At 70.6% G+C, this 12,118-nt stretch carries 11 protein-coding genes; 4 read left to right on the top strand and 7 right to left on the bottom strand.

Annotated features, from left to right (window positions below):
• The first annotated feature begins 71 nt into the window (after nt 1-71).
• Nucleotides 72-1,385 carry an MFS transporter gene (locus OC490_RS42500; RefSeq protein WP_262063408.1) on the top strand — a complete coding sequence of 438 codons (1,314 nt, stop codon included), beginning with the start codon at nt 72-74 and terminating at the stop codon, nt 1,383-1,385.
• A 3-nt stretch (nt 1,386-1,388) separates the two neighbouring features.
• On the opposite strand, the gene OC490_RS42495 is transcribed toward OC490_RS42500, so the two are convergent.
• Together OC490_RS42495 and OC490_RS42490 are read right to left on the bottom strand one after the other, a co-directional pair.
• A complete protein-coding gene (locus OC490_RS42495) occupies nt 1,389-1,682 on the bottom strand; it encodes an SCO0607 family lipoprotein (RefSeq protein WP_262063407.1) in 294 nt (97 codons plus the stop codon).
• A 126-nt stretch (nt 1,683-1,808) separates the two neighbouring features.
• Nucleotides 1,809-2,420 carry a flavin reductase family protein gene (locus OC490_RS42490; RefSeq protein ID WP_262063406.1) on the bottom strand — a complete coding sequence of 204 codons (612 nt, stop codon included), beginning with the start codon at nt 2,418-2,420 and terminating at the stop codon, nt 1,809-1,811.
• Between the two features lie 222 nt (nt 2,421-2,642).
• Between OC490_RS42490 and OC490_RS42485 the strand changes: the two genes are divergently transcribed.
• Nucleotides 2,643-3,236, top strand: coding sequence for an HAD family acid phosphatase (locus tag OC490_RS42485; RefSeq protein WP_262063405.1), 594 nt, complete (start codon nt 2,643-2,645; stop codon nt 3,234-3,236).
• A 55-nt stretch (nt 3,237-3,291) separates the two neighbouring features.
• Here the strand turns inward: OC490_RS42485 and OC490_RS42480 are convergent, their stop codons facing one another.
• The 5 genes from OC490_RS42480 to OC490_RS42460 all read right to left on the bottom strand — a co-directional run bounded on the left by OC490_RS42480 (nt 3,292) and on the right by OC490_RS42460 (nt 11,022).
• Nucleotides 3,292-4,779: an oxidoreductase gene (locus tag OC490_RS42480; protein ID WP_262063404.1), complete on the bottom strand. Its 1,488-nt coding sequence runs from the start codon at nt 4,777-4,779 to the stop codon at nt 3,292-3,294.
• Nucleotides 4,780-4,816: 37 nt separating this feature from the next.
• Nucleotides 4,817-5,605, bottom strand: coding sequence for an enoyl-CoA hydratase/isomerase family protein (locus OC490_RS42475; protein WP_262063403.1), 789 nt, complete (start codon nt 5,603-5,605; stop codon nt 4,817-4,819).
• Nucleotides 5,602-7,827, bottom strand: a complete 2,226-nt coding sequence (locus OC490_RS42470) for an acetate--CoA ligase family protein (protein ID WP_262063402.1) — start codon at nt 7,825-7,827, stop codon at nt 5,602-5,604. The genes OC490_RS42475 and OC490_RS42470 overlap by 4 nt, the downstream gene beginning before the upstream one ends.
• A gap of 137 nt (nt 7,828-7,964) precedes the next feature.
• On the bottom strand, nt 7,965-9,158 hold the full coding sequence (locus tag OC490_RS42465; RefSeq protein WP_262063401.1) for a flavin-containing monooxygenase: 1,194 nt from the start codon (nt 9,156-9,158) through the stop codon (nt 7,965-7,967).
• Nucleotides 9,159-9,408: 250 nt separating this feature from the next.
• Nucleotides 9,409-11,022, bottom strand: coding sequence for a subtype B tannase (locus tag OC490_RS42460; RefSeq protein ID WP_262063400.1), 1,614 nt, complete (start codon nt 11,020-11,022; stop codon nt 9,409-9,411).
• A 231-nt stretch (nt 11,023-11,253) separates the two neighbouring features.
• Between OC490_RS42460 and OC490_RS42455 the strand changes: the two genes are divergently transcribed.
• Together OC490_RS42455 and OC490_RS42450 are read left to right on the top strand one after the other, a co-directional pair.
• Nucleotides 11,254-11,706 (top strand): DoxX family protein, encoded by a 453-nt coding sequence (locus tag OC490_RS42455; protein ID WP_262063399.1) that lies wholly within the window; start codon nt 11,254-11,256, stop codon nt 11,704-11,706.
• The gene (locus OC490_RS42450; protein ID WP_262063398.1) at nt 11,703-12,110 is read left to right on the top strand and encodes a Zn-ribbon domain-containing OB-fold protein; all 408 of its coding nucleotides are present in this window, start codon (nt 11,703-11,705) and stop codon (nt 12,108-12,110) included. The genes OC490_RS42455 and OC490_RS42450 overlap by 4 nt, the downstream gene beginning before the upstream one ends.
• The last annotated feature ends 8 nt before the right edge of the window (nt 12,111-12,118 follow it).

Genomic DNA, 12,118 nt, shown 5'->3' with positions numbered 1-12,118 from the left:
GGCCCGATCCTAGCGAATGCTGTCCTTCGGGCCAATGGATTGGATCCGCCGCAGGCCGGAAGCTGTATGGCGTGACCCAGACAACCGAACCGACGACCGCGGTGAACGAAGCCCGGCCCATCCGATCCGCTCGCATCCACCGCGCCTGGTTCGTCGCTGCCGTCACCTTCGTGACGATCATCGGCGCGGCGGCCTTCCGTTCGCTGCCCGGGCTGCTGATCGATCCGCTGCACCAGGAGTTCGGCTGGTCGCGCGGCACGATCGGGGCCGCGGCCTCCATCAACCTCGCGCTCTACGGACTCACGGCCCCCTTCGCGGCGGCGCTGATGGACCGCTTCGGCATCCGGCGCGTCGTCGCCGTCGCGCTGACCGTGATCGCGCTCGGCTCCGGTCTGACGGTGTGGATGACCGCGCCCTGGCAACTCCTGCTGTGCTGGGGCCTGTTGGTGGGGCTGGGCAGCGGTTCGATGGCCCTGGCGTTCGCCGCGACCGTCACCAACCGCTGGTTCACCGCGCGGAAGGGCCTGGTCACCGGCATCCTCACCGCCGCCTCGGCGTCCGGCCAGCTGATCTTTCTGCCGCTGCTGTCCTGGATAGTCGAGGAGCACAGCTGGCGTCCGGCGGCCGTGACCGTGTCCCTCGCGGCCCTCGCCGTCGTCCCCTTCGTGTGGCTGCTGCTGCGCGACCACCCGGCCGACGTGGGCGCGAAGCCGTACGGCGCGACCGAGTTCGTGCCGAAGCCGGAACCCGTGCAGGGCGCGGCCCGCCGCACGATCGGTGTCCTGTTCAAGGCGGTCCGCACCGGCCCCTTCTGGCTGCTGGCCGGCACCTTCGCGATCTGCGGCGCGTCCACGAACGGCCTGATCCAGACCCACTTCGTGCCCGCCGCCCACGACCACGGCATGCCCATCACGGCGGCGGCCTCGCTGCTCGCGGTGATCGGTGTCTTCGACGTCGTCGGCACGATCGCCTCCGGCTGGTTCACCGACCGCTTCGAACCCCGCCGCCTGCTCGCCGTCTACTACGCCCTGCGCGGCATCTCCCTCCTGTTCCTCCCCATGCTGCTGGCGCCGACGGTCCACCCGCCGATGCTCTTCTTCATCGTCTTCTACGGCCTCGACTGGGTCGCCACGGTCCCCCCGACCCTCGCCCTGTGCCGCGAGCAGTACGGCGAGGACAGCGCGATCGTCTTCGGCTGGGTCCTCGCCTCGCACCAGATCGGTGCGGCCCTGGTGGCCTTCCTCGGCGGGGTCGCACGGGACGCGTTCGGCTCGTACGACATGGTCTGGTACGTGTCCGGGGCGCTCTGCGCGGTGGCGGCGCTGATGGCGCTGGTGATCCGGCGGCGGCCGGTCGTGGGGATGCGGTCGGTGGCGGTGGCGTGACGGCTACGGGGCCGAGGTGACGTTCCCCTTCGCGTCCACGGTGTGGGTCTCCCAGTAGGTGTCCCACTTGTCCCCGACGTGCTGCGGCACCTTCCCCTTCGGGTACCGCGCATAGCCGCTCGGCGGGGTGTCGCCGTTCTTCACGCAGGCGCCGCCCGAGGTGCTGCCCACGGCCAGGACCGGGTACTCGCCCGAGCTGCACATGGCGTCCGCCATGGAGAACGAGCAGGCGGACAGCAGCCCGGCGGTGGATATCAGGACGGAGGCGAGAACGGCGACTCGCGTGTGCTTGCTCATGGTTGAGGTCCCCCGGTCAGTTGCTCGAATCTGTCTGAGAGCAAGGCTGTCGAAGGAGCGGCGGACCTTCATGAGTACGGGGGCTCAGAACCGGAGCGCGGGTTACTCAGGGGAACTGAGGAACAATCAGAGGAACCGGCCCCGGTGGAACAGCAGTGGCGCCCCGTCTTCCCCGTCGTCCGGCGTCCCCAGCGCGTCCACCCGCCCCACCACGATCAGATGGTCGCCCCCGGTGTGCACCGCGTGGATCGTGCAGTCGATCCACGCGGCGGCGCCGGTGAGGCGGGGGGAACCGGAGACCGGGGACGCGTCGTAGGACACGCCCGCGAACTTGTCGGTGCCGCTGACCGCGAAGCCGCGGCACAACTCGCCCTGGTGGGCGCCGAGTACGTTGACGCAGAAGACGCCGGCGCGGGCGATGCGGGGCCAGGTCGTGGACGTACGGCCGACCATGAAGACGACGAGCGGCGGGTCGAGGGAGAGCGCGGAGAACGACTGGCAGGCGAAGCCGGCCGGGCCGGGTCCGTCGGCCACCGCGGGGGCGGTGATCACCGTCACGCCGGTCGCGAAGTGGCCCAGTACGTGCCGGAATTCGCCCTGTCCGACCGGTGCGCGCTCGTCGTCCGCGACGCACCGGAGCTCCGGCCGCGGCAGCGCCTCGACAGGCTGCGCGGCCGGAGCGCTTCCGGACGACCTGAGGTAGCGGACGGCGGCGGCAGCCGCTCCTGCGTGTCCCATCACACACCCATTGAAGCTGACGGGTCATCAGATAGGAAGGGGCGCGGGGCGGCGGGGGTTCTGACGGCTGGTTCACAGACTCCCGGGAAGAACATGGGAGTTACGACGCCGCACGGACCCCCCTGAGTCACTCCCCGCACACCCGCCCGCAGCAGAGTTCCGCAACGACCGCCGCCGGTACGGAACCGGTGGCCGCCGCGACCCCCGAGGAGCATCCACCCGATGAACCGTCTCACCGCACGCGGCTTTGCAGTTGCCGCCGTGGCCGGCCTCGCCCTGACCCTCGCCGCAGCCCTGCCCGCGCAGGCCGCCGACTCGACCGTCACCGAGTCCCAGTGGCTGACCGACGTCGCCGCCGTCACCGGACCCGCGCAGACCTACATCGACTCCCGAGCCGCGGCCAACACCTCGGGCGCCAAGCAGGCGATCGTCCTCGACATCGACAACACCTCGCTGGCGTCCTACTTCGAGGGCGGCTACCCCACCCCGGCCACCGCACCGGTACTCGCCCTGGCCAAGGACGCGCACGCCAAGGGTGTCAGCGTCTTCTTCGTCAGCGCCCGCACCAACCTGATCGACGTGGCCACCAAGTACAACCTGACGAACGTCGGTTACACCGTCGACGGCCTCTACACCCGCACGCTCATCGACATCGCGAGCGAGAGCGTCGCCGACTTCAAGACCTCCCAGCGCAAGGCGATCGAGGCGAGCGGCTACGACATCATCGCCAACATCGGCAACAACACGACCGACCTGACGGGCGGCTACGCCGACACGACGTACAAACTCCCGGACTACGACGGCCTGTTGGACTGACGAGCGCCGCACACCCGGCACGCGCGGACCCCCGCCGACCACGTCGGCGGGGGTCTCAGTTCTTGTTCAGCGACCGCGTCACGCCCGCGACGACCGCCGTCGTCAGCAGCCAGCCGGCCGCGATCAGGGCGTAGGAGAGCCATTGCGCGGAGCTTCCGTCCGCCCAGTACCAGGCGGTGCGCTGACCGAGGCCGCCGAAGGGGATCAGCAGGTCGAGGGTGTAGACGAGGGCGTTGAACGGCGGTCCTTGCCCGGCCTGGACCCGGATCGGCTTCTGGTGGCCGAAGACGGCCGTGCCGAGGACGGCCAGGGCCACGATCCACACCCCGGCCAGCCAGGGCCGGTAGCCGTAGCCGACCATGGCATCGAGCACGTGCCCCCACACCCGGCCGGCCGGACGCAGGGTGCTACGGCGATGGCGCTGCTTGGCCAACAGCACCTTGCGGGCGTCGTCCTCGTGGCCGACCTGCCGGTACCAGCCCGCCAACTGCTCGTAGGGCTGCGGGGCGTAGCCGGGCTCGCGGCGGACCCACTCGACGCGGCGGGTCACGTCGTACCCCCGCAGACCGTCCTCGGACCGGATGGAGGCGTAGTCGAACCCCTGGAGCCGTACGACGCCCGGCCAGCTGTCCTCGCCGTCGTGCAGCACCGAGACGTGCGCCCCGCGCAGGTCCACCGCACCGGAAGGGGGTGCGGCGGGCGTGAGGTGGAGCTCGCCCGCCTGCATCCGTGAGCAGTCCAGCGCCACGTCCGCGCCGTTCAAGAAGGCGCCGTCGAACGTGAGTTGATCGGATATCTGCGCGCCGCGCAGCTGCACGGCCCCCGTGGCGGTGAAGCCCTGGGAGAAGACCAGGGTCTGGGCCACGGCGTTGTCCGCGACGAGCACCGGGCCGTCGGGATTGTCGAGTCGGGCGCCCTCCATGAACAGGCCGCCGGGCAGGTGGGCCCCCAGCAGCCTGATCCCTCCGTGGGCCGTGAATCCCCGACGGCAGAAGACCCCGCCCTCCATGACCAGACCGCCGGCGAACAGCGCCCAGCCCTCCGGGTCCGACAACGCCGCCCCGCCCAGCTGTAGTTCACCCGCGATCCGCGCCCGCATGAGCGAAACCCTGCCGTGCACGACCGAACGCCTCAGGTCGAGGGTGCCCTCGACGGAGGCCAACGCGGCGTCGATGCCCGGCACTTGGCAGCCGACGAACCCGATCGACCGGGTGGCGGCTCCGTAGAGACTCGGCCCCTCCTCGAACCAGCAGCCCTCGAACCGCAGCGTGTGCCCGATCTCCGCGTCGGCCAGGTCGAGTCGACCGGTGATCCGCGCACCGATGACCCGCAGCGCGGTGACCGCCCCCGGTGGTGCGGCGTTGGCTCCCCGCGCCAGTGCCGTCACGACAGCGGCCCGAAGCGTGCACTCGGGTCCCCAGCCCGCCCCCTCCGCCGGATCGTTCTCGTCCGGTGCGCCCACGCGCAGGTCCACCAGGCGGCCTTCGGGGAAGGCGTTCCACAACTCCCGTTCGGGCGGGGTCATTTCCTCGTACGACAGCATCGACACAGCGTAGAGACCAAGGCCCGCGGCGCGGGCGTCAGCGTCCCCGGTACTCCGGACTCCGCCGCTCCACGAAGCTCGCCACGCCCTCCTGTGCGTCCTCCGTCGTCATGTTGATCTCCTGGGCCGCCGCCTCCGCCGCGAACGCGGTCGCGCGGTCGCTGTCCAGGGAGGCGTTGACGAGCTGCTTGGTGAGGGCGAGGGCGCGGGTCGGGCCGGTGGCCAGGCGTTGGGCCCACTCGCGGGCCGTCTTCTCCAACTCCCCGTCCGGCACCACCCGGTTGACGAGGCCGAGGCGTTCCGCGTCCGTGGCGGTCAGGGCGTCGCCGAAGAACATCAGCTCCTTCGCACGTTGCGGTCCGATCAGGCGGGGGAGCAGGTAGGCGCCGCCGCCGTCCGGGACCAGGCCCCGGCGTACGAACACCTCGATGAACCGGGCCGACTCCGCAGCCAGTACGAGATCGCAGGCGAGCGCCAGGTGCGCGCCCAGGCCCGCCGCCGTGCCGTTCACCGCCGCGATCACCGGTTTCTCGCAGTCCAGGACGGCGGCGATCAGGCGTTGCGCACCCAGGCGGATCGTGCGGGCGACGTCTCCGGCCACCCGTTCGCCGTTCGCCGCCCCGCCGCCCCTCAGGTCCGCGCCCGCGCAGAAGCCGCGTCCGGTGCCGGTGAGGACCACCGCCCGTACGGAAGGGTCGGCCGAGGCCTCGGTCAACAGGGCGATCAGGTGGTCCCGTTGGGGCGGGGTGATCGCGTTCATGGCCTCGGGGCGGTTGAGGGTGAGGTACGCGACCTGGTCCGAGACGGTGTGCACGACCTCGCTCATCGGCACACCGCCAGCGCGTCCAGGGCCACCGCGCCCTGCCCCCGGGGCAGGACCATCAGCGGGTTGATGTCCAACTCGGAGAGCACGTCGCCCAGTTCGAGGGCCATGCGCTGCACGCGCAGGATCACCTCCACCAGCGCGTCCAGGTCCGCCGGTGGCCGTCCCCGTACGCCGTCGAGCAGGGGACGGCCGCGCAGCTCGCCGAGTATGTCGGCCGCCTGGTCCTCGCCGAACGGCGGCACCCGTACGGCCACGTCCCGCAGCACCTCGACCAGCACCCCGCCGAGCCCGACCGTCACCGTCGGCCCGAACAGGTCGTCCTGGGTGACGCCCACCACCATCTCGACGCCCCGCTCGACCATCTGGCAGACCAGGACACCGTCCAGGGTCACGTCCTCGTAGCGGGCGATGTCCGTCAACTCCCGGTAGGCGTCCCGGACTTGGCTCGCGGAGGTGAGACCCACCTTCACCAGGCCCAGTTCGGTCTTGTGCGCTATCTGGCCGCCCGACGCCTTCATCACCACCGGGTAGCCCACCAGCCCCGCCGCCCGTACGGCCGCTGCCGCACTGGTCACCAACTGCTCGCGGGGCACCCGGATGCCGTAGGCCCGCAGCAGTTGTTTCGCCGCGTGCTCGCTCAGTTGCTGGCCCGGGCGCATCAGGGCCTGGGCCTTGCGGAAGGAGGGGGAGAGGGTGCGGGGGGCCTCGTCGAAGGGGGAGCGGTAGGCGTGGACGAAGCGGTGGTGGGAGAAGTAGGCGCGCAGTGCGGTGATGCAGTTGCCGACCGTCCGGAAGGTGGCCACCCGCGAGGAGCCCAACAGGACGTCCCGGTACGCCGGTTCGGTGCCGACCGGCGAACCCCACACCACGCACACCAGCTTGTCGGTGCGTTCGGCCGCGGCGACGAGGTCCTCGACCAGTTTGTCGCTCAGCGGCGGGAAGGGGCCCGTGATCGGGCACACCAGTACGCCCACCTCCGGGTCGTCGAGGACCGCGTCGATGATCTTCCGGCCGCGCCAGTCGCCCACCGGGTGACCGCCGTTGTCCACCGGGTTGGCCACGCTCAGATACGGCGGTATCCACTGGTGGAGCTCGTCCTGCTTGGCGTCCGACAGCTGTGGCAGCCGCAGCCCCGCCTCGCTCGCCAGATCGGCGAAGTGGGCGCCCGTGCCGCCGGAGATCGAGTACACGACGACCCCGTCCGCGACGGGGGGCTTCGCCCGCGCCAACAGCGTTGCCGTGTCCTGGAGTTCGTCGAGGCCGTCGACGCGGAGCACGCCGTACTGGCGCATCGCCGCGTCCACCACCGTGTCCGCGCCGGTGAGTTTGCCGGTGTGGGAGGCGGCGGTGCGGGCGCCGGTCTCGGTGCGGCCGACCTTCACCGCGACGACGGGCACCTTGCGGCGGGCGGCGCGGTCTGCGGCGAGGAGAAAGGCGCGGCCGTCCTTGAGGCCCTCCAAGTAGCAGGCGATGGCGCCCACTTCGGGGCGTTCGGCGAAGTAGGAGATGAAGTCGGACGTCTCCAGGTCGGCTTCGTTGCCGGTGGGCGCCCAGTGGGAGAGGCGGATGCCGAGTTCCTGCAGCGCGAAGACCGGGCGGCCCTGGTGGCCGGACTGGGTGATGAGGGCGATGGCGGGCCCGTCGAGGTCCTCGCGGAACTTCTCGAAGGCGTTGAGGTTGGTGTTCGGACCGAGCAGACGGAGACCGGATCGGCCCACGGCGGCGGCCAGTTGCTGCTGCGCCAGTGCGCCCTCCTCGCCCGTCTCCGCGAAGCCGGACGCGAAGGCGACCGCGAACTTCACCTTCGCCTCGGCCAGTTGCTCGATCACGGGGAGCGGGTCGGCCACCAGCACCACGGCCAGGTCGACCTGTTCGGGGAGATCGGCGACGGAGGGGAAGCAGGGGACGTCGAAGACCGTCGTACGGGTGGGGTGCACCGGATACAGGCGCGCCCCCACCCGGTCCGCCCAGGCCATGAGTTGGCGGGTGATGCCGGTGTTGGGGCGTCCCTCCGCGTCCGAGGCGCCGATCACGGCGACCGACTCGGGGCGGAAGAAACGGTCCAGGTCGGGTACGCCGGCGTACAACGGCCGCCCGCCGACATCGAGATCGTCGACGTCGGCGGGCCTTCCGTGGACGGCGGGGCCGGGTTGCTCACCGCAGGCGATGACCCGGGCCCGGCGGGAGTCGGTGGTGAGGGTGCCGTGGGTTGATCCAAGCATCGGTCCGCCCGCTCCTGTGTGACAGCATATTCAACTGACGCACTGTCAGATTACTGAACTGACACTGCGTCAGGAACTGTCGTGCACGCAAAGAACGGACGGACTCCGCATCTCCGACAGGATCCGCCGGACGGGTCCTAGCTCACGGCACCTTTGCGGACGGACTTGGCGAGGGCCTTCGCGATCTTCTCCGCGTCCATCGCCAGCTCGCGGAGCATCCCGCTGATGGGGTTGGTGAAGCCGGTGAAGTACAGGCCCGGCGCGTCCTTCGGGGCGCGGGCGCCGTGCACGACCGGCCTGCCGCGCGCGTCCAGCACACCGAGATGACCGACGAGACCCTCCAGCGAACGGACGTAACCCGTGGCCGCGACGACGGCGTCCGGCTCGATCCGCTCACCGCCGGCCAGCACCACCTTGCCGTCCTCGAACGCCTCCACGGCCGCCACGACCTCCACCCGCCCCTTGCGCACGGCGTCGATCAGACCGACGTCCTGCACCGGGATCGACCCGTCCTTGACCCGGCTGTACAGCCCGGTGTCGGGTCGCGCCAGCCCCCGCTCCGACAGGTCCGGCACGCTGAGCTTGGCCATCGGCCCCGCGAGCCGGTCGACGAGACCCACCGGCAGCCGTCGTACGACGATGCCCGTGTACTGGGCCGCCCAGCCCGCGGTCGAGCGGCGCACGATGTGCGGGGTGGTGCGCACGGAGAGCCGGACGCGTGCCGCGCCGCCCTCCACCAGGTCCACCGCGATCTCCGCACCCGTGTTGCCGACACCGACGACCAGGACGTCCCGGCCCGCGTACGGCTGCGGGTTGCGGTAGTCGGCGGCGTGCAGGAGCTCGCCGGTGTAGGTGTCGCGGCCGGGCCAGTCGGGCAGCCGGGGGGTGTGGTTGGTGCCGGTGGCGACGACGACCGCGCGGCCGGTCAGCTCACGGCCGCCGGTGGCGTGCAGCAGCCAGCCGGTGCCGTCGGCCGAGCGCTCGATGCGGGAGACCTCGACGCCGGTGACGATCTCCAGCTCGTGGACCTCCGCGTACTTCTCCAGATAGCGCACCACGTCGTCGCGCGAGACCCAGCGCCCGAAACGGCGCGGCATCGCGAGGCCCGGCAGACCGGACAGCCGCCGGGTGGTGTGCAGGTGGAGGCGGTCGTAGTGGCCGCGCCAGGACGCTCCGACCCGGTCCGACCGCTCCAGTACGACGGCACGGATGCCCCGCGCGCGCAGCGCGTACGCGGCGGCGAGTCCGCCGGGGCCGCCGCCGATGACGTACACGGGGCGGTCTGCGTGGTTCTGTGGCGCCGGGGTCGGGGACGCTGTGGAGTCGGCCATGAGCGCGAGCGTAATCACGTCCCACGTTGATGGGTCTCGGTCAAGACCGGAATTGGTTGCGGATTGATCACGGGTGTGGAGGACCGGGTGCGGCCGGTGACGTAGGGCGTCTGGTTGTGAGGGCCTTGGTGGTGGTGAGGTCCTTGGGAAAAGCCACGACGCCGAGCCCGCAACGTGCGCGGAGGGGCTCGGCGTCGTGAGGGCGGTGACCGGAGTGCATGACGGGAAACCGGTACCGCGTTCCGGGTGTCTACTTGGTGCGCTTGGCCTTGTGGCCGGTCACCTGGGCGATCCAGGTGATGAAGTCGCCCGGGTCGGTGTTGGCGCCGTGGCCCTCGTCCCAGTAGTAGATGTGGTTCACGTCGTCGCCCAGGTTGTCGAGGCGGGCGGCGAGGTTGGCGGCGACCGTCAGCGAGGTGTCCGAGTCCTTGGTGCCCAGACGGATCCACCAGTGCTTGGAACGGTTCGGGTTCACCTTCTCGACCAGGTGGTGCATCGGGTTCATCAGGTCGAGCTTCGCGGGGATGTCACTCGCGACGCGCTTGCTGCTGAGGCCCGTCGAGTCGTTCTTCGCGCCGTACGCCGTGAAGTGGCGGGCCAGTGTGGTGCCCGCGCCGAACTCGTTGTTCTCGCCGGCCGACAGGTCGAAGGCGTCGAAGGCCGGGGTGTCCTTCTTGCGGGCGCCGACGTGGGTGAGGAAGTCGGCCCAGGTGAAGGTGGCCTTTCCGCCGGACCAGGTGATGAAGGTGTTGGCCTTCAGATAGGTCTCGCGGGCCGAGTCGGAGAGGGCGGCGAGGTACGTGGTGGCCGACGGCTCCAGGTACTGCTCGACCATGTACTCGTCGAGGTTGCGGGCGCTGAGCGGACCGAAGCCGCCGAGGCCGCGCAGCTTCAGACCGGCCTGGTACTCGGCGAACTGCGCCTGCAGCGCCTTCGACACCGTCTGGTCGACGAGCTTGCCGGTGCTCAGGTCGTTGCCGCCCCAGTTCCACTCGTAGGCACCGTCCGCGTGCTCCAGGTCGGTGATCGGGCACCAGGCGCCGGTCGCGAAGATCGCGTCGGAGGCGTCGGCCGCGCCGATCTCCTTGAGGTACTTGTCGTAGATCGGGCTGTCACCGGACGCACCCAGCAGGGAGGAGAGGGCGCCGCCCGCGCTGGTGCCTGCCGAAACGATCCGCTCGACGTTGCCGGGGATGCGGCCCTTGTTGGACTTCACGTACCGGACGGCGGCCTTGAGGTCGACGATCGCGGCCGGGGCGGTGCCGTAGTACTCGCCACTGGAGTCCTTGAGGGTACGGCCGCGGGCGCCGGGCTCGATCACGACGTAACCGGCGGCCAGCGCGAGGAGCTGGTTGCTGGAGGTCGCGCCGCCGGTGGCGTTGGTGTTGCCGTTGGCGCCGGGGGCGGCGGCGCTCGCGGAGGCCGAGGCGCTCGGGGCGGCCGAGCCGGTGGGAGCGCCGCTGGGGGCCGCGCCGCCGCCCATCGCCGAACCGCCGCCGCCGACCTCGGTGGCAGTCGCCACGGAAGCGGGCAGGTAACCGCCGACGGAGTTGGCGAACAGGATCGGCGCGTTGCTCGCGTCGACCGCCTTGCCGTCGATCTCCACCGGGGAACTGACGATCAGCGACTGGTAGGTGGCGTCGACCGGCTTGGCGACATAGGTGATCGCCTTCCAGAAGTGGTAGACGACCTTGTGCTCCGTGCCCTCGGTGTCCGTGATCGTCTTCGTCAGCTTCGTGTAGGCGTCCGGGTCGAAGACCAGGGCGTCCGAGGAGGAGGACGACGACGTTTTCGAGTCGCTCGCGTTCGCGCTGAGCGCGATACCGCCGACCGCCGCGACACCGGCGGTGGCGCCGATGCCCATGACTACCGTCCTGCGCTTCACTGCCCTGTGCTTCACCGTGCTGCCTCTCGTCTTCCTGACCGTGTCTTTCCGACCGCTCCTTGGCCTTGCTCCTGCGAACGTAATCGGCGGCGAACAAAATCGTCAACAATCTGCCGGGATTCATGGCGGGCCCACAGCGGCACGGCCCGTGCACAGGATTTTCATGGCCCCCTCTCGGCTTTCTTCAGCTTCTGACGTACCGTCAGATTCATGGATGCGATCTGGCTCGACGGAGCGGAATGGCTCGCGGTCCTCCGCATAGGACTCGGCCTGTGGTGGCTGGAGAGCTGGCGGCACAAGGACAAGAAAGCCTGGTTCGAACGCGGCACCGGCATCGCCTGGGCCGCCGACGTCGCCGCCAAACACCGCTGGACCGCGGTCCGTTCGGGCTTCGACGTGATGGTCGCCCCACGCCCGCGCACGATGGCGTACGTCGTCGTCTACGCCGAACTCGCCGTAGGCCTCGGCCTGGTCGCCGGATTCCTCACCCCGGTCGCCCTCGTCGGGGGCCTGCTCCTCAACGTCCTCTACTTCACCCTCATGATCCACGACTGGGCGGAGCAGGGGCAGAACGCGATGATGGCGCTCATCTCGGTCGTGGCACTGTTCGCGATGTCCTGGCAGGTGTGGTCGCTGGACGACGCACTGGGATGGTTCCGATGACCGGCGCCCCCCGCTCCGACCTCCCCGAGGCCGACGCGTTCACCCGGACCTACTGGGACGCGGCCGGCCAGGGCAGACTGCTGATCCGCCGCTGCGCCGACTGCGGCCGGGCCCACCACTACCCGCGCGAGTTCTGCCCCCACTGCTGGAGCGAGAACGTCACCTGGGAGCCCGCGAGCGGCCACGCCACTCTCTACACCTGGTCCGTCGTCCACCGCAACGACCTGCCGCCCTTCGGGCAACGGGTCCCGTACGTCGCCGCCGTCGTCGACCTCGCGGAGGGCCCGCGCATGATGACGGAACTGGTGGACTCCGACCCGGCCGCCCTACGGGCCGGGACGCCGGTCGAGGCCGCGTTCCGGGACGGAGTACCGGTGTTCACGCTTCCGCCCGGGGAAAAATGACACACCCC

Source organism: Streptomyces sp. STR69 (assembly GCF_024519455.1).
Taxonomy (GTDB): Bacteria; Actinomycetota; Actinomycetes; order Streptomycetales; family Streptomycetaceae; genus Streptomyces.
Note: the sequence above shows the minus strand (reverse complement) of the source record. Positions and strands in the feature narration are given on the sequence as shown.